Genomic DNA, 16,473 nt, shown 5'->3' on the forward strand with positions numbered 1-16,473 from the left:
CCGCCGCACAGTGCACCGGCATCCCAGTTTCGGCGGGCCCAGTACCGTTGATCTCGTGCCCGAGAATTCCACCCGCGAGCCGGGAAAGAAGTTGCTCTACGTTGCGACAGCGTTGTTTGCGGTCGGATTGCTGGCGATCGTGGCGATTTTCGTCATCGCCGCCGTCAGCGACACCGAACCGGGCATCGTTTTCTATCTGATCGCCTTGGCGGCACCGATCGGCTTCCTCCTGGCCATCTTCTCGGCACTCAGGTCGGGTCGGCGCGTCAGGTAGTCCCGCACCGGATCGAGCGAGGTGCGCGCCGGTATCGGTCGAATCGTGCAAATCATTCCGTTGCCCAACTGTGATCTTCGTCACATAACAGCTTGGTCACGGAACGGCAACGGGCTGAGACCGAGCGCGACACACCGTATCTAGCTGGGACAAGGCCGAAACCCTTCCGATTTGCTGGCAAATTGTGTTAGCGCGCGTGGCGGTTACCAAAAAGTGATTTTTGATCACAGACGTCGTACGGTCATGACCGGCCGGAAGTTCGGCCACACTCCGGCCCGCCGCACCAAACCCCGTCCCGTGGGAACCGGAACCCCGACGAAACACCCAGGGACGGGGGCGGGGGACCCACGTCCCCCTTTGGGACAACCGGAAGTGTTCGCGGGGAATCCTTCCTTGGGGTGAAGCCAGACACGCTCCCGCCAAGAGCGTTGAGGCCGGGCGACCTCTCAGCCCGAACCCGACAGCTGACCTCGTAGGTGCGAGCGGAGAGGAACTACAAGCATGAGCGGACGTCATCGTAAACAGACCACCACCGGCCGTACTGTTGCCAAGGTCGCCGTAACCGGCGCCATCATCGGTACTGCGGGTGTCGCATTCACCGGCACGGCAAGCGCAGCCCCCGATTCCGACTGGGACAAGTTGGCGCAGTGCGAGTCCACAGGCAACTGGGGCATCGACACCGGCAACGGCTTCCAGGGCGGACTGCAGTTCTCCCCCAGCACGTGGACCGGCTACGGCGGCGGCCAGTACGCCGCCACCGCCAACAACGCCAGCCGCGATCAGCAGATCGCTGTCGCCGAAAAGGTTCTGGCAGCACAGGGTTGGGGCGCATGGCCGTCCTGCTCTGCGCAGCTCGGACTGTCCAGCGGCCCCACCGAGCGCAGCGCGCCGTCGGCCCCGAAGGTCGAGCAGTGGATCCCGACTCCGTCCGCACCGCAGGCAGCACCGCAGGTCGCTGCAAGCTCCGATGCCAGCCTGATGGTCTTCGGTGCCGCGGACAACGCAATCCGAGCAGTCCAGGCCGACGGCCTGCAGATCGCACCGCAGCTCATGGACGCGTACAACGGCGCCAAGGCAGCCGGCGTGGATCCGCAGATCGCCGCGTTCTACCAGGCGAACAAGGGTCTGATCGGCCGCTAGCCGATTCCCGCGAACACACGAAGGCCCCGCATCGGAAACGATGCGGGGCCTTCGTCGTGAGAGGAAGCTAGCGGTTGATCACCGTGTACGGGTGAACGTACGGAAGCTGATCGGCAGGCAACGGAAATTCCGTTTCCTCACCGAACGGTGACAGACCGCCAGCGCGGGTGGACGACAACTCCGTGACAGCGTGATCCCCGTGCTCCAACTGCGGCCACCCGGGGTCGACGTAGCCCTTCTTCGATTTATTAACCACGGGCCTATTTTGACACCGACCTTCGCCTGCGTACAGAGCAGGTATCTAGTCTTGAGTGCGATGACAGCCACCGACGACGCCGAGGACGATTCCGAGAGCACGAGCCTTTCGCAGTGGCTGGCCTCGCGATCGGATGGTGAACTGCTCGAGCTGCTGCGCCTGCGCCCCGATCTGACCATTCCGCTACCCGCAACGATGGACGTTCTCGCAGGCCGCGCCGAACAGCGGGCGTCGGTCATGCGCGCCGCGGACGAACTCAACACCCTCGCCCTCGCGGTCATCGAAGCCCTCGCGCTCAGTGGCGCGCACACCGACGCGGTGCGACGCGACGAGATTGCCGACATGCTGCGCGGCCGCGCGCCCGCCAAGGCCGTGACCGCGGCATTCGAACAACTTCGGGCGCGCGCTCTGATCTGGGGCAACAAACGGCTGCGACTACTTCCGACGGCTGTCGATGTGGTGCCGTGGCCGGTCGGACGCTCACTGGAGCCCGTCGAGCCGATGTCCGAGGAGCAGATCGACGCCGGCCTGGCGATGATCACGCCTGCCGAACAGTCGCTGATCGAGCGCCTCGCCCATACTTCGCCGATCGGACGCACGCGCGACGCCGCGCCGGGAACCCCCGCCGATCGCCCCGTCCAACGCCTGCTGGCCGCCGGGCTGTTGATCTGGGTCGACGAGCAGACAGTCGAGCTACCGCATCAGGTCGGACAGCTGCTGCGCGGCGAGCCCGTCGCAGATCCGGCGATACTGTCGTCGCCCGAGGTCAAAGGCGTCAAGCACAAGCTGGCCGAGGTCAACGGTGCCGCGGCAGGCGAGGCACTGGAACTGCTCCGCCATTGCGGCGGCATCCTCGAGGCGCTGGGCGACTCGCCTGCCCCTGCATTGCGTGCGGGCGGCATGGGTGTTCGCGAGCTGCGACGCGTCGGGAAGCGGCTCGGCATCGACGAACCGCGGGTCAGCTTGCTTGTCGAACTCCTCGCCGCGGCCGGGCTCCTTGTCAGCGGACGTCCAGACCCGTCACCGCCGACGGACGCGGTGGAGGACTACTGGGCCCCGACGACGGTCGCAGACGCCTGGCTCGATGCACCGCCGTCCCGCCGCTGGGCGGTCCTGGCCGGTGCGTGGATCGACCTGGCGCGTAGGCCGTCGCTCATCGGGTTGCGCGACGCGAACGACAAGCCCATCGCCGCGTTGTCCGACGAAGTCCGCAGTGCTGTCGCCCCGCGCGACCGGCGTCTGGTGCTGTCCGTGATCGCGGAATTGGGCACGGGTGAGTCCACGGATGCGTCGACGATCTCGCGCGCGCTGGCCTGGCGACGGCCGCGTTGGGCCCATCGTTTCAATCACGGAGCCGTGCAGCACACGCTGTCCGAGGCCGAGTCGATCGGCGTGATCGGTCGCGGTGCGCTCAGCTCGCCAGGTCGAGCCCTGCTGCACGGCGGCGACGCCGAAGCCGAGATGGACTCGGCGCTACCGCCACCCGTCGACTACGTGTTGGTGCAGGCAGACCTCACGGTGATCGCACCCGGACCGTTGACACCGGAGCTGCTGAGCAAGATCGTGCGAGTCGCCGATGTCGAATCCGCCGGTGGCGCAACGGTGTATCGGATCAGCGAGACCAGCGTGCGACGCGCGCTGGACTCCGGGCTCACCGCCTCGGAACTCCACTCGTTGTTCGAGATCCACTCGCGCACGTCGATCCCGCAGTCGTTGACGTATTTGATCGACGACGTGTCCCGCCGTCACGGTCAGCTGCGTGCCGGGGTCGCCGAGTCGTTCATCCGTTGCGACGACCCCGCTCTGCTTGCGCAGGTGCTGGCGTCGCCGGTCGCGGAGAAGCTCGCGCTGCGCTCGCTCGCGCCGACGGTGGCCATCTCCCAGGCGACGTTGCACGACGTCCTCAACGAGCTGCGCGCTGCCGGCTTCGCGCCTGCGGGTGAGGACTCGTCGGGAACCATCGTGGAACTGCGGCAGCGCGGCGCACGCATCGCTGCACGGCGTATCCGTCCGCAGCTACGAGTGCCCGCGATGCCCAGCGACGAGCAGCTCGTGAGCCTGATCGGCGAACTACGGGCCGGCGAGCGGGCAGCTCGGGCCAACCGCGGGGCGCCGGTGCGTTACAACGGCTCGCGCGCCACCGGTGCGGCCACGATTGCACTGCTGCAACTGGCGGTGCGCGTGCGGCGCAGCGTGAGCATCGGTTATGTCGATGCCGCGGGTACGGCCACCGAGCGGATCGTGGAGCCGATCCGCGTCGGCGGCGGTCAGCTGGAGGCTCTAGACCCCGCAACAGGTGCGATCCGCAACTTCACGCTGCATCGGATAGCAGCGGTCGCGCTGGTCGAGTAGGACTCACCATTCGCTGCGAACAGCCCGCTCCGACACCGGAACCGCGGTGGACGTACCGACCGTGAACTGGTTCTCCGGGCGAGGCAGCCCGTAGTGTCCACGCAGTGTGGTCTCGGTGTACTCGGTACGCGGCAAGCCACGCTCCTGCAGGATCGGAACGACGCTGTCCACGAACTTCTTCAGCCCGGACGGCAGCGCAGGCATGATGTTGAAGCCGTCGGCCGCACCGTTGTGGAACCAGTACTCGATGGTGTCCGCCACCTGCACCGGCGTGCCGGCGAAGGTGCGATGTCCACGACCCCCACCCAGGCGCCCGATCAACTGGCGCACGGTGAGCTTCTCGCGGCGGGCAAGCTCGACGATCAGGGTGTAGCGGCTCTTCGCGCCTTCGATCTCGTGCTCGGACGATCCGGCCTACACGAGCAGCGGGTAGCCCTGCGGCGATCGCGGAACGTTCAGCGGGCCTGCGACTTTGAAGTATTCGCACTCGTGCTCGATGGCGTGCACCTTGCTGGAATCGCCGTGGATCGCTGCGTCCTTGTCGGCGACGATCGCGTCGTCTTCCCAGGGGGAAGCGGTAAAGCACAATGGGCGGCTTAACGAACACGTCCTAGTTGGACCGCCTGGCCAGCGAAGACAGGTGACCGGATGGATCGATATGAGCGCGGTCATGCCGGTTCAGATGTGTTTGCTTGTCGTGGTGGGCAGCGGAGCACCGACCAATGTTTCCAACCCATGAACGAGCTGATCGGTTGGCAGAAGCGGGTCAACGACGCGTTGCAGGGAAATGCCCAGGATCAGCCCGAGCAGCAGCACGGCGGTGCCATCCCAGTCGGCGTCGGTTTTGAACGCGCCCTGCTCGGCCGCTACGCGCACAGACGCGGCGAGCTGGGCACGCATGCGCGCATAGCGTTGTGATAGCAGGGGTCGTAGCTCGTCCCGCGTGGCCATGACAACGGACAATTCGAGTTCGAATCGGGCCCACTGCCGGTCCCCGATAGTGCGCTGCACCCAATCGCGCAGGATCACCATCCACGCCTGGACGGACGGGCCGGCTTCGGCCAGCACTCCGAGCACGCGCAGAGTCTCGCGCTGGTAGAGCTCTTCAATGGCAGCGCTCGCCAGTTCGGGTTTCCCGCCGAAATTGGAGTACACCGCGCCTGTCGAGTAACCGGCCGCGTCCGCGATCTGCTCGAGTGAGCAGGCGTTGTAGCCGTGCTCGAGGAACATCGAAACCGCAGCATCCAGGACGCGGCGATGGGTGCGCTCCTTGCTTTCAGCGCGGGAAACACGGGCCACGGCAAACATCGTAGCCTTGCGCGAAATGGCACCCATCTGAATAATCCAATTATCGTAATTCTTGGACTATCTAAAGGGGCCCCGTGACGCCACGCACACAGGATCGGATTGCGGACAGTGGAGAGCGGGTCTATCACACGGTCGTGATCGGTGCGGGACTCGCCGGGCTGGCTGCGGCGTACAAGCTCGACCGGGCCGGGTTCACCGACTTCGTTGTGCTGGAGAAGGCCGATCGGGTCGGGGGCACCTGGCGCGACAACACTTATCCCGGTTGTGGCGTTGACATCCCGTCGCCGGTGTACTCGTTCTCGTTCAATCCGAATCCGGACTGGGCGCACAATTTCGCGAGCCAGCCCGAGATTTTGGCTTACATCGAGCAGACGGTCGCCGAATTCGGCCTCGACCGCTACGTCAGCTTCGGTACCGAAGCCATCGAGGCGACCTGGTCCGATGAGCGGCGCCGGTGGCTACTGAACACCACGCAGGGCCGCTACGTTGCCCAGTTTCTGATCGGCGCTGCGGGTCCGATCACTGAACCGCGGCTTCCCGAGGTCGAGGGTTTGGACCGGTTTACCGGAGAAGTGTTCCACTCCGCTCGGTGGAACCACGACTACGACCTGACCGGCAAGCGGGTCGCGGTCATCGGCACCGGCGCTTCCGCCGTGCAATTCATTCCCGAAATTGCACCCCACGTGGCGCAACTGCATGTGCTGCAGCGCACCGCATCCTGGGTGGTACCCCGCCTGGACATCCCGTTCCCGACGCCCGCACGGGCGCTGTTTCGGTGGATGCCTGGAACCCAACGTGCCGTCCGGTTCGGTCTCGATAGCATCCTGCGCAGCCTCAGCGCGGCGATGCAACACGAGCGTGCCGCACGACTGCTGAACCCGATCGGTCTGGCACACCTGTATGCCCAAGTGCGCGACCCTGAACTGCGCGCCGCGTTGACGCCGCTGTTCACCATGGGATGCAAGCGGCTACTGCTGTCCAACACGTACCTGCCCGCGTTAGCTCGGGACAACGTCGAACTCATCCCGCACGCCTTGACCCGCATCACAGAGCGAGGTGTGGTGGCCGCAGACGGCAGTGAGCGTGTGGTCGACGCCATCATCTTCGGTACCGGATTCGACGTCAGCCATCCGCCGATCGCCGGACGCGTTCGCGGGGCCGACGGCCGACTGCTGTCTGAGCGCTGGGCTAAAAGTCCCGAGGCTTATTTGGCCACCACCGCCCCGGGCGTGCCGAACCTCTTCATCCTGCTCGGCCCCAACATTCTGGTGTACAACTCGTTCCTCGACCTGGCCGAGCGTCAACTCGACTACATCGTCGACGCGCTCACCACCGCTCTCGAGCGTGGCATCGAGACGATCGAGATCCCAGAGGCCGTGACACGCGCCTTCAACGACAAGGTCCAGCACGCGCTCAGTCGCACCGTCTTCAACAACGGTGGCTGCGCCAGCTACTACCTCGACGAGAACGGCCGCAACTTCGCGGCGTGGCCGTGGTCGACGACCCGGTTACGCAAGACATTGTCCCGCTTCGACATCGAGAACTACACCCAGACGCAGAGTGCAGCGGAACCCGCCGGGCACGCCCACGACCTCGCCACCCGATAACAAACCGAACCGGAGATCCAACAAGTGACCAATTCATCACTGCAGGGCCGAGTCGTGCTGATCACCGGTGCCGCCCGCGGTATCGGTCTCGCCACCGCCGAAGCATTCGCCGCCTCCGGCGCAACGGTCGCGATCGGCGACATCGATGGCGACCTAGCAAGCCGCAGCGCCGCCGCACTGGCTGCGCGTACCGATGCGACGGTGGTCGGTGTGCGGGTCGATGTCACCGACCGCGAATCATTTGCCGGGTTCTTCGCCGAAGCCGAGACACTGGTGGGGGCGGCCGACATCCTGATCAACAATGCCGGCATCATGCCCACGGGGTACTTCGTCGATGAATCTCCCGGACTCACCGATCGGCAGATCGACATCAATGTCCGCGGGGTGACGAACGGATCCCGCCTGGCTGCAACCCGGTTTCTCGAACGCGGGACAGGTCATATTGTCAACATTGCCTCGGTAGCGGCCATCACCGCCGAGGCAGGTCTTGCGACCTACTGCGGCACGAAGCATTTTGTTCTCGGATTCACCGAGGCGCTGCGCCGCGAACTGCACCCCCATGGTGTCGGTGTCACCGTTGTCCTTCCGGGTTTCATCAACACTGAACTGTCCGCAGGGACGGTCGTGCCGCGATGGGCCCACGCTCTGGCCTGCCGAGAACCAGAGGATGTAGCGGCGGGCATTGTGGCAGCAGTCCGCGCAGACTCCTCACGGGTGACCGTTCCCGCATCGCTCGGCCTTCTGATCAAGTCGATGGCACTGCTGCCAGAACGTGCCAGTCACGCCATACAACACGCGCTCAATTTCGACACGACAATGACCGGTGCGGATCCAGAGCAACGCGCGGCTTACCACCGCCGTATTACCGGAACACAATAGGCATCAGAGGGTCCTGTAGCAGACTGGCATTTTGCCCACAGGACGGACTCGATTTTCGCCGAACCCAACACGCGCGATGACTACGGCACCATTCGCATACGCTTGCCGAGCTGTATCGCGTGTTCGCGGGTCGCGTCACCCCTTATTAGTGCTCGAACTCCATGCCTAAGTCTGGACGGCGCAAAGTTCCGATAGGTTCCTCAAGACCAAATCTGCAGGTCGGCTCTGGTTCGTGCCGACGATCCGGTGGCGGTGATCGCGGGCCACCATGTGACCGAAGAACTCTGGCACGAACATCGTTCGAACTCCACCCCGGCCGGTCGGACGAGCAGTGTTGACCGCTGCAGTGAGGTGAGTCCCTGGACTCAAAAAACGCGCACGGGCGGCGAAGCCGCAACTCGTGGACAATGGACAGGCTGGGTACTTCCGGCACGCACCACGAGGAGGCTCTGTGACCGACGGACCATTGATCGTCCAGTCCGACAAGACGCTGCTGCTCGAGATCGATCACGATCTCGCCCAGGCGGCACGGCAGGCGATCGCGCCGTTCGCGGAGCTCGAACGTGCGCCGGAGCACGTGCACACCTATCGCGTCACCCCGCTCGCCCTGTGGAACGCCCGCGCGGCAGGCCACGATGCCGAGCAGGTGGTCGACGCCCTTGTCACCTACTCCCGGTACGCGGTTCCGCAGCCGCTGCTGGTCGACATCGTCGACACCATGGCGCGCTACGGGCGGCTGCAGCTGGTGAAGAGCCCGGTGCACGGCCTCACCCTGGTCAGCCTGGACCGCGCCGTTCTCGAAGAGGTGCTCCGGCACAAGAAGATCGCACCGATGCTCGGCGCGCGCATCGACGACGACACCGTCCTGGTCCATCCCAGCGAACGCGGCCGCGTCAAGCAGATGCTGCTGAAGATCGGCTGGCCCGCCGAGGATCTCGCAGGCTACGTCGACGGCGAGGCACACCCGATCGAGCTCGACTTCGGCCCCGACAACTGGGAGCTGCGCGATTACCAGGAGATGGCCGCCGACTCGTTCTGGGCGGGCGGATCCGGCGTGGTCGTACTCCCCTGCGGCGCGGGCAAGACCATGGTCGGTGCGGCGGCGATGGCGAAGGCGAAGGCAACCACGCTGATCCTGGTCACCAACACGGTCGCCGGTCGGCAATGGAAGCGCGAGCTGATCGCCCGTACCTCGCTGACCGAGGAAGAGATCGGCGAATACTCCGGTGAGCGCAAGGAGATTCGCCCCGTCACCATCGCGACGTATCAGGTGATCACCCGCCGCACCAAGGGCGAGTACAAGCATCTGGAGCTCTTCGACTCCCGCGACTGGGGCCTGGTCATCTACGACGAGGTGCATCTTCTGCCCGCGCCGGTCTTCCGGATGACAGCCGACCTGCAATCGCGTCGTCGGCTCGGCCTCACCGCCACTCTGGTGCGCGAGGACGGTCGCGAAGGCGACGTGTTCTCACTCATCGGACCCAAGCGCTACGACGCACCCTGGAAGGACATCGAGGCACAGGGCTGGATCGCCCCCGCAGATTGCGTCGAGGTCCGCGTCACGCTCACCGATGCCGAGCGCATGTCCTACGCCGTCGCCGAACCGGAGGAGCGCTACAAGCTGTGCTCCACCGCACGAACCAAGGTGGCGGTGGTCAAATCGATTCTGGATCGGCACAAGGGTGCACCAGCGCTGGTGATCGGCGCCTACCTGGATCAGCTCGACCAACTCGGCGAGGCCTTGAACGCTCCGATCATTCAGGGTTCGACCAAGACCAAGGAGCGCGAGTTGCTGTTCGACTCGTTCCGCAACGGCGAGATTCCGGTGTTGGTGGTCAGCAAGGTCGCGAACTTCTCGATCGACCTACCGGAGGCATCGGTCGCCGTCCAGGTGTCCGGCACGTTCGGTTCCCGGCAGGAAGAGGCGCAGCGCCTCGGTCGGCTGCTGCGGCCGAAACACGATGGCGGACAAGCACATTTCTATTCCGTCGTCGCCCGGGACACGCTCGACGCCGAGTACGCGGCACACCGTCAGCGCTTCCTTGCCGAGCAGGGCTACGCGTATCGGATCACCGACGCCGACGACCTGCTGGGTCCGGCAATCGGCTAGGCGGCCATGATCTCGCGTGCCATCCACTGCGTTGCTGTGACGCCGGGAATCACCTCGTACTCGTCGTAATGGGTGTGCACGCCTGATCGCAGATAGTGCTCGATGAGGCGCACGGTGTTGCCGACCCTGCCGAGCGGACACCACCCAGACCCGACGACAGCTCGGGAAACATCGAACCCTTCGGCCGCAGCTGCACCTTCTCGATCGCATGCTGTATCGACCGCACGGGATGTCGGCTGGTGATCTGCGACGTCAGGTCGGACACGAGATTCAACACCGAGGTGGTCGGATCGGTGGAGCAGATGACATCGCCGGGTGCGCAGAACGTCGAAACGACGCCGCGCAACGAACCCCACGACCCGCGCGGCCCCGAGATGCCCTCGCCACCGGCATCGGGGCCGACGATTTCGCCACGATTCCGATGCGGATCGGAGAACAGGCCGACGGCAACGATCCGCGCTGTGGTGTGACCGAACAGACTCGTCGCATGCCCCACGGTGTGGCACACGTCGCCGACGATCGCCGCACCTTGCGAGTAGCCAAGTAGGGCAACGGCTCCCGCCGTGTCGTCGAGGGTCTCCCACAGTGCCGTCCACAGGCGCGCCCGACCGATGGCGGCGCTGTCGTCGTAGCAGGTCGGCGCACCGTATTCGGCCGGGTACGGGATCCACCGAGCGGTCCACGAATCGTCGAGTCGATCCGTCACGTCGGCCAGCAGGCCGCGAACCCGGCTTCCATCGTCGTCCGGGCCGCACTCCCCGGTTCCGCCGACCACCAGGACCGTCTTGTTCGGCTCCATGACCTCACAACGAGAGAGCACCATGTGCCGTTCCTGATTTGTCGATATTTCAACGACAAAAACCTAAGTGGAGGAAACGTCTCCGTGTGCTAGGAATAGGACGTGCGACGCTTCGAATTCCCCGTCGATTCCGCCCACGCGAAGGCGGTCAACGAGGCGGTCGCCGATGTCCGACGCGTGCGGGTGGTCGGCATCATCGCCGTCATCCTTCTCACGCTGCTGGCCGCGTGGTTGTTCTGGCTGCACCACGCGTGGTCGTACCTGCTCGCGGTCGCGCCGACGATCGGCGCGGCGACGGCACTGTGGGTCGCCATCCACGCACCCAGTCGGGTGGGCAGCTTGGAAAAGCTCTACGCGGAAGGCGCTTTGGTGCCTGCCATCGTCGCGGACATTCGTGCGCAAGGGGTCACCCTGCTCGCGCTGATCGACGTTTCGCGACCCACCACGAACGGCACCCGCTACGCATTGGTCGCCAGGAACGTCCACACGCTCCCCGGCCATGAGATCAAGCAAGGCGAACGCATACCAGCCATTGCCGTGGTCGGCGATCGCGACAAGCCCGCCGGCGACATGTGGCAACTGGCGAATGCCATGCCCATCGCGTGGGGAACCACCGACGCCACCGTGATCGACCGCGCGATCACCCATATCTCGGATGTCGAATGGGATGTTCTCGCAACGAAAGTCGACCGGTCGAACAAGGCCTTGTCCTCGAAGGAACAACGCGTGCTGCTCGATCCGCACGAGCTTCCCGACGAGCTGCGCAACCCGTAAGCTGGCGCGATGGTCTCTACCGGTCATCTCCTCGCCTTCGCCGCCGCGGCGTTCGTACTCATCGTGATCCCCGGACCCAGCGTGCTGTTCGCCGTCGGCCGCGCCTTGGCGTTGGGCCGACGCCCCGCGCTACTCACCGTGCTCGGCAATGCCATCGGCACCATGGTTCCGCTGCTCGCCGTCACGGTCGGTCTCGGTGCGGTGGTCGCGGCTTCCGCCGTGGCACTGATGGTGATCAAGTTCGTCGGCGCGCTCTACCTCGTCTACCTGGGAGTCCAGGCGATTCGGCATCGAACCTCGTTGGCGGCCGCACTGAACGCCACGGTGGATCCGGTGTCCGATCGACGTGCATTGCGGCAGGGCTTCGTCGTCGGCATGACCAACCCCAAGGCCATCGTCTTCTTCGCCGCCGTCCTGCCGCAATTCGCGGAACCTGCAGCGGGATCGGTCGCGTTGCAGTTTCTGATCCTGGGTCTGGTGTTCCTGGTGATCGCGGTGCTCTCCGATTCCAGTTGGGCACTGCTCGCCGGGACCGCACGCGCCTGGTTCGCGCGATCGCCGAGGCGGCTGGAGGCCGTCGGTGGCGTCGGTGGACTGATGATCATCGGAGTCGGCGCAACCGTTGCGGTGAGCGGCTCGGCTAACTGAGGTCCTCGAGTATCGCCTGCACCTTGGCAGACCAACTTTGAGCGCGCCGCAGTTCCTTGTCGGCCTTCTTCGCGTCATCGGCCGCGGCCTTCTGCGCGCTGCGGGCGAATTGTGCTTCCTGCTCGGCACGTTCGAGATCCGCACGCAGGTCGGTGATGTGTTCTTCGAGATCGGTGAGCCGCGTCTGGGCGTCGTCGACCTCCGCCTGAGCCGACTCCCTTGCGGCCGTTGCCTCTTCGACCGCCTCGGTGGCCTCGTCGAGTTCTGCCTTCGCAGCGGCGATCAACGCCGAGCGGTCGTTCTTCTTCTTTTTGGGCACCGCTTCAGGTTCAGGTACCGGCTCTGGCTGATCCGCAACGGCGGCGAGACCGGTCGGTCCGAAGCCGCTGTAGTTGGCCGCAGTCACCAACCTGCCGAGCCGAACCTGCTCGGACACAGTCGGATCCGCCAGAGCCGCGTGCAGCGTCTGCCCTACCTCGCGGACCATGTCCTCGGTGATCGGCCGGTCGCGATCGGCGGCGAAACTGCCCGCCTTCTTCGCCAGCGCCCGCACCAGTTGTTGCCGTTGAGCAGAGAGCCGCCGCAAGTCGGCGCCGGACAGATGCCGTTGTGCATCCCGCAGTGCCCCAGCCAGTTCCAGCAACGCATCGATTTCGTCGGGAAGCTCGCGGGAAAGCAGATTCACCACCCACGCCACCGTCGTCGGCTTGCGGAGCTTGCCGATCGCCGCAGCCAGCGCCTTGTCCCCCGCCGCCCGCGCTTCGGTGACCTTGGCGGTGCGTACCTCGACGAACTCCGACGGGTCGACGCTGTACAGCTCGTCCGCTACGCCGTCGAGGTCCACGCCAGTCATCCTGTCACCGAATAGGCCATTCCTCGGCCTGCGCCGCAGAATCCGTTCGGAGCCGACCCGCAACCCAGGCGTCGCGACGCACGCCGCGCTGAACGCCCAGCCGCAGCGTGCCTTCGAATCGAAATGCGCAGCGACGAGCGACGACAGCAGAACCTACGTTGCCGACGAACGCTCGCCACTCGATGCGCTCCAACGACATTCCGTCGGCGCGAAAGCCGTAGTCGCACACCAGCCGCACCGCGGCGGTCATGGTGCCCCGCCCCCGCATGGTCGGCGCCAGCCAGTACCCGATCTCGGCGCACCACTCGCCACGATCGATCAGTCCCGCCATGCCGACCAACTCGCCGCTCGTCGACGTACGAATTCCCCACGTCGGACTGCATTCCCGCCAACCGGCTTCGGTTCTGTCGAGGAAGGCCTGCGCATCCGCACGCGTGTACGGCGATGGCAGCGTCGTCCACTCAGCCACCTCGGGGTCCTGACAATGCTGCGCGATCGCATCGATGTCACCGACGTCGGGCGCCGACAACCACACGGTCCCATCGGAAAGCGAAACGACGTTCATCTGGTCACCTCAGGACAGTGCGGGGAGCACCTCGCGCTCGAAAAGTTCGATGCCCGAGGTGTCGTAGGCGGCTTCGGGGAAGTTCGCGATGCCGTAGCCCAGGCCCAGCTTGCGAATCGCCTGGATGTTCTCGACGATCTGCTCCGGGGTACCGACGCCTGCGGTGCCCTTCAGGCTGTCCACCATACCGTCGGCGTTGGTTTGGGGAACGTACTTGCTGATTCGCGCACGCAATGCCTCGATCTTGTCGGTCACCTCGGCCTCGGTGGGCGCGATCACGATGTTGAAATTCGACGACCGCGTGATCGCATCGAAGTCGGTGCCGACGTCGGCGCAGTGCTGCTTCAGCAGGTCGGACTTGCGGGTGAAAGTCTCTGCGTCACCGGCAAAGTTGGTGTAGCTCGCATACTTTGCTGCGATCCGCAGCGTGACCTTCTCACCGCCACCGGCGATCCAGATCGGAATTCCGCCCTCCTGCAACGGAAGTGGCCAACACCGTGCACCGTCGACCTGGTAGTACTTGCCGTCGAGGGTGGCCGAACCGGTGGTCCATGCCTGCTCGAGAATCTGTACGCCCTCGTCCAGGCGCCCCAAACGCTCACCGGCGGAGGGAAATCCATAGCCATAGGCGCGCCACTCGTGCTCGTACCACCCGCCACCGATGCCCATCTCGACGCGACCGCCGGAGATCAGGTCGACCGTTGCCGCTACCTTCGCCAGGTAGGAGGGATTGCGGTAACTCATCGCCGTACACATCTGGCCGAGCCGAATTCGCGACGTCACCGCACCGAACGCCGACATCAACGTCCAGGCTTCGTGTGTCGCTTCCTCGGTCGGCGCGGGCACGGTGTGGAAATGGTCGTAGACCCAGAGTGATTCCCACGCCGCGACCTTGTCGGCGCGTTTCGCGAGATCGCGCATCACACCCCACTGATCGGCGGGCGGAATGCCGGTCAGATCGAGTCGCCAGCCTTGCGGAATGAACAGTCCGAATCGCATGAAGTCGACACTACTCACCCGCCGCGGGTGGCATACGCTGCGAACATGACCGAGAGAGCGAAATCTCGCACGGTAGCGCGGATGCAACCCTTTGCATCGACGATTTTCGCGGAGATGACCGAGCTGGCGGTTCGATACGACGCCGCCAATCTCGGCCAGGGGTTCCCCGATTCGGATGGCCCGCCCGCGATGCTGGAGGCGGCCCGCCGCGCGATCGCCGACGGTATCAACCAGTATCCACCCGGTCGCGGAATGCCGGTGCTGCGGAATGCGATTGCGGCGGATCGGGCACGACGCTACAGCTCGCGGTACGACCCCGAGAATCAGGTGTTGGTGACTGTCGGCGCCACCGAGGCGATCAGCGCCGCGATCCTGGGTCTCGTGGAGCCGGGCGAGGAAGTGGTGTTGATCGAGCCGTACTACGACTCGTATGCGGCATCGGTCGCGCTTGCCGGTGCGGTGCGACGCACGGCGACACTGACGACCGACGGCAACGGTTTCGCGTTGGATATCGACAGTGTGCGTGCGGTGATCGGCCCGAAGACCAAGATGATCGTCGTCAACTCACCGCACAATCCGACGGGTGCCGTTCTGACCCGCGACGAATTGGCGGCTGTGGCCGAAATCGCCTGCGAACACGACTTACTCGTTCTCACCGACGAGGTCTACGAACATCTGGCGTTCGACGACCACCAGCACCTCTCGATCGCGGACTTCCCAGGAATGTACGAGCGCACGGTGGTGGTGTCGAGCGCTGCCAAATCGTTCAGCGTGACCGGTTGGAAAACCGGATGGGCCTGCGGGCCTGCCGATCTGATCGACGGCGTGCGGGCCGCAAAGCAGTTCATGACCTTCGTCGCCGGTGGCCCGTTTCAGCCTGCCGTTGCCTATGCGCTCGAACATGAGCAGAACTGGGTGAAGGGACTGCGACATCAGCTGCAGGACAAGCGCTTACGCCTATCCACCGCCTTGGCCGACGCGGGATTCGGCGTCAAGCGCAGCGACGGCGGCTACTTCGTGTGCACCGACATCACACCGTTGGGCGAGACTGACGCTATCGCGTTCTGCCGGTCCCTGCCTGAGCGTGTCGGCGTCGCGGCGGTCCCGGTCAGTGTGTTCGCCGACTCGGCCGATCGGTGGAATCACCTGGTGCGCTTCACGTTCTGCAAGCGCGACCAGACGCTCGATGCCGGTACCGCCGGCCTGCACCGCCTTCAGGCAACCGCAGGCTGAGCCCGGTCCGTCGCAAGTTTCACCGCAAGCGCGCCCAGCACGGTCCCCATCGCAAAGCGCTGCACGCGCAGCCACACCGGTTTGCGCGCAAGGAATGCCGCGATCGAACCGGCGCAGATCACGATCGCACCGTTCACCGCCAACGCCACCGAAATCTGCACAGCCCCGAGCGTCAGGCTTTGCAGCCACACCTTGCCCGCCGACAGATCGATGAACTGCGGGATCAGCGCGATATAGAGAATCGCGATCTTGGGATTGAGCAAGTTGGTTACCAATCCCATCGTGAACAGCTTGCGGTTGGAATCGGCGGGCAGCGCCTGCGGCGCGAACACCGAGATCCCGCCCGGACGCAAGGCTTGCCATGCCAGATACAGCAGGTAACGCCGCCCCGGCGAGTTTCACTGCAACGTAGAGCAGCGGTACCGCCGCAAAGACGGCGGAAAGACCCGCACTCGCCGCCACCAGGTAGACCAGGAATCCGACGCCGACGCCACAGAGCGACACCAGTCCGGCCCGACGCCCCTGGGTGATGCTGCGCGACACCAGATAGATCATGTTCGGGCCAGGCGTCAGAACCAGCCCCAACGCGATGGCTGCCACTCCCGCTATTGCTCCAGTTTCGATCACGATATCCAGGCTGACACGAAATTCGAGCATCGTCGCGTGCCAGTTCGAT

15 protein-coding genes, 2 pseudogenes and 1 riboswitch are annotated in these 16,473 nt (G+C 65.1%); of the genes and pseudogenes, 9 read left to right on the top strand and 8 right to left on the bottom strand.

What is annotated here, in order from left to right:
* Positions 1-55: 55 nt before the first annotated feature.
* Together FOY51_RS20200 and FOY51_RS20205 are read left to right on the top strand one after the other, a co-directional pair.
* Complete coding sequence (locus tag FOY51_RS20200; protein WP_149432054.1) at positions 56-274, top strand: hypothetical protein; 219 nt, start codon at positions 56-58, stop codon at positions 272-274.
* Between the two features lie 311 nt (positions 275-585).
* A riboswitch (cyclic di-AMP (ydaO/yuaA leader) is annotated at positions 586-769 on the top strand.
* Positions 770-775: 6 nt separating this feature from the next.
* On the top strand, positions 776-1,414 hold the full coding sequence (locus FOY51_RS20205; protein WP_149432055.1) for a resuscitation-promoting factor Rpf1 domain-containing protein: 639 nt from the start codon (positions 776-778) through the stop codon (positions 1,412-1,414).
* A gap of 67 nt (positions 1,415-1,481) precedes the next feature.
* Here FOY51_RS20205 and FOY51_RS20210 read toward each other — a convergent pair whose 3' ends face one another.
* Positions 1,482-1,670, bottom strand: coding sequence for a hypothetical protein (locus tag FOY51_RS20210; RefSeq protein WP_149432056.1), 189 nt, complete (start codon positions 1,668-1,670; stop codon positions 1,482-1,484).
* 60 nt (positions 1,671-1,730) lie between these two features.
* On the opposite strand from FOY51_RS20210, the gene FOY51_RS20215 reads away from it, so the two are divergent.
* Positions 1,731-4,022 carry a helicase-associated domain-containing protein gene (locus FOY51_RS20215; protein ID WP_149432057.1) on the top strand — a complete coding sequence of 764 codons (2,292 nt, stop codon included), beginning with the start codon at positions 1,731-1,733 and terminating at the stop codon, positions 4,020-4,022.
* A gap of 3 nt (positions 4,023-4,025) precedes the next feature.
* Here FOY51_RS20215 and FOY51_RS20220 read toward each other — a convergent pair.
* Both FOY51_RS20220 and FOY51_RS20225 read right to left on the bottom strand, forming a co-directional pair.
* Positions 4,026-4,589 (bottom strand): annotated as a pseudogene (locus tag FOY51_RS20220) (LLM class oxidoreductase); the annotation flags it as partial.
* 111 nt (positions 4,590-4,700) lie between these two features.
* Positions 4,701-5,357: a TetR/AcrR family transcriptional regulator gene (locus FOY51_RS20225; RefSeq protein WP_149432058.1), complete on the bottom strand. Its 657-nt coding sequence runs from the start codon at positions 5,355-5,357 to the stop codon at positions 4,701-4,703.
* 47 nt (positions 5,358-5,404) lie between these two features.
* Between FOY51_RS20225 and FOY51_RS20230 the strand changes: the two genes are divergently transcribed.
* The 3 genes from FOY51_RS20230 (at position 5,405) to FOY51_RS20240 (ending at position 9,926) form a co-directional block, all read left to right on the top strand.
* Positions 5,405-6,937, top strand: coding sequence for a flavin-containing monooxygenase (locus FOY51_RS20230; RefSeq protein WP_149432059.1), 1,533 nt, complete (start codon positions 5,405-5,407; stop codon positions 6,935-6,937).
* A 24-nt stretch (positions 6,938-6,961) separates the two neighbouring features.
* Positions 6,962-7,816 carry an SDR family oxidoreductase gene (locus FOY51_RS20235; protein WP_235916552.1) on the top strand — a complete coding sequence of 285 codons (855 nt, stop codon included), beginning with the start codon at positions 6,962-6,964 and terminating at the stop codon, positions 7,814-7,816.
* 451 nt (positions 7,817-8,267) lie between these two features.
* Positions 8,268-9,926 carry a DNA repair helicase XPB gene (locus FOY51_RS20240; RefSeq protein ID WP_149432060.1) on the top strand — a complete coding sequence of 553 codons (1,659 nt, stop codon included), beginning with the start codon at positions 8,268-8,270 and terminating at the stop codon, positions 9,924-9,926.
* 49 nt (positions 9,927-9,975) lie between these two features.
* Here FOY51_RS20240 and FOY51_RS20245 read toward each other — a convergent pair whose 3' ends face one another.
* The gene (locus FOY51_RS20245) at positions 9,976-10,749 is read right to left on the bottom strand and encodes a cutinase family protein (protein ID WP_149432061.1); all 774 of its coding nucleotides are present in this window, start codon (positions 10,747-10,749) and stop codon (positions 9,976-9,978) included.
* A 78-nt stretch (positions 10,750-10,827) separates the two neighbouring features.
* On the opposite strand from FOY51_RS20245, the gene FOY51_RS20250 reads away from it, so the two are divergent.
* Both FOY51_RS20250 and FOY51_RS20255 read left to right on the top strand, forming a co-directional pair.
* The gene (locus FOY51_RS20250) at positions 10,828-11,499 is read left to right on the top strand and encodes a DUF3239 domain-containing protein (RefSeq protein WP_149432062.1); all 672 of its coding nucleotides are present in this window, start codon (positions 10,828-10,830) and stop codon (positions 11,497-11,499) included.
* A gap of 9 nt (positions 11,500-11,508) precedes the next feature.
* Entirely contained in the window at positions 11,509-12,147 is a 639-nt protein-coding gene (locus FOY51_RS20255) for a LysE family translocator (protein ID WP_149432063.1), read from the top strand.
* Here the strand turns inward: FOY51_RS20255 and FOY51_RS20260 are convergent.
* Genes FOY51_RS20260 through FOY51_RS20270 form a run of 3 tightly spaced genes read right to left on the bottom strand, consistent with a single transcriptional unit; the run spans position 12,140 to position 14,564 of the window.
* Entirely contained in the window at positions 12,140-12,991 is an 852-nt protein-coding gene (locus FOY51_RS20260; RefSeq protein WP_149432123.1) for a hypothetical protein, read from the bottom strand. The genes FOY51_RS20255 and FOY51_RS20260 overlap by 8 nt on opposite strands.
* Before the next feature lie 13 nt (positions 12,992-13,004).
* On the bottom strand, positions 13,005-13,565 hold the full coding sequence (locus FOY51_RS20265; RefSeq protein WP_149432064.1) for a GNAT family N-acetyltransferase: 561 nt from the start codon (positions 13,563-13,565) through the stop codon (positions 13,005-13,007).
* A 9-nt stretch (positions 13,566-13,574) separates the two neighbouring features.
* Positions 13,575-14,564, bottom strand: a complete 990-nt coding sequence (locus FOY51_RS20270) for an LLM class F420-dependent oxidoreductase (RefSeq protein WP_149432065.1) — start codon at positions 14,562-14,564, stop codon at positions 13,575-13,577.
* A 45-nt stretch (positions 14,565-14,609) separates the two neighbouring features.
* On the opposite strand from FOY51_RS20270, the gene FOY51_RS20275 reads away from it, so the two are divergent.
* Positions 14,610-15,797, top strand: a complete 1,188-nt coding sequence (locus FOY51_RS20275) for a pyridoxal phosphate-dependent aminotransferase (protein ID WP_149432066.1) — start codon at positions 14,610-14,612, stop codon at positions 15,795-15,797.
* Here FOY51_RS20275 and FOY51_RS20280 read toward each other — a convergent pair.
* A pseudogene (locus tag FOY51_RS20280) lies at positions 15,779-16,424 on the bottom strand (LysE family translocator). The gene FOY51_RS20275 and the pseudogene FOY51_RS20280 sit on opposite strands and share 19 nt — an antisense overlap.
* Between the last annotated feature and the right edge of the window lie 49 nt (positions 16,425-16,473).

Origin of the sequence: Antrihabitans cavernicola (assembly GCF_008297975.1) — a bacterium.
Taxonomy (GTDB): domain Bacteria; phylum Actinomycetota; class Actinomycetes; order Mycobacteriales; family Mycobacteriaceae; genus Antrihabitans; species Antrihabitans cavernicola.

Excerpts from the sequence above, each read along its gene's own strand:
- FOY51_RS20205 (WP_149432055.1), top strand. The coding sequence starts at position 776 with ATGAGCGGACGTCATCGTAAACAGACCACCACCGGCCGTACTGTTGCC.
- FOY51_RS20215 (WP_149432057.1), top strand. The coding sequence starts at position 1,731 with ATGACAGCCACCGACGACGCCGAGGACGATTCCGAGAGCACGAGCCTT.
- FOY51_RS20225 (WP_149432058.1), bottom strand. The coding sequence starts at position 5,357 with ATGGGTGCCATTTCGCGCAAGGCTACGATGTTTGCCGTGGCCCGTGTT.
- FOY51_RS20245 (WP_149432061.1), bottom strand. The coding sequence starts at position 10,749 with ATGGTGCTCTCTCGTTGTGAGGTCATGGAGCCGAACAAGACGGTCCTG.
- FOY51_RS20255 (WP_149432063.1), top strand. The coding sequence starts at position 11,509 with ATGGTCTCTACCGGTCATCTCCTCGCCTTCGCCGCCGCGGCGTTCGTA.
- FOY51_RS20265 (WP_149432064.1), bottom strand. The coding sequence starts at position 13,565 with ATGAACGTCGTTTCGCTTTCCGATGGGACCGTGTGGTTGTCGGCGCCC.
- FOY51_RS20270 (WP_149432065.1), bottom strand. The coding sequence starts at position 14,564 with ATGCGATTCGGACTGTTCATTCCGCAAGGCTGGCGACTCGATCTGACC.
- FOY51_RS20275 (WP_149432066.1), top strand. The coding sequence starts at position 14,610 with ATGACCGAGAGAGCGAAATCTCGCACGGTAGCGCGGATGCAACCCTTT.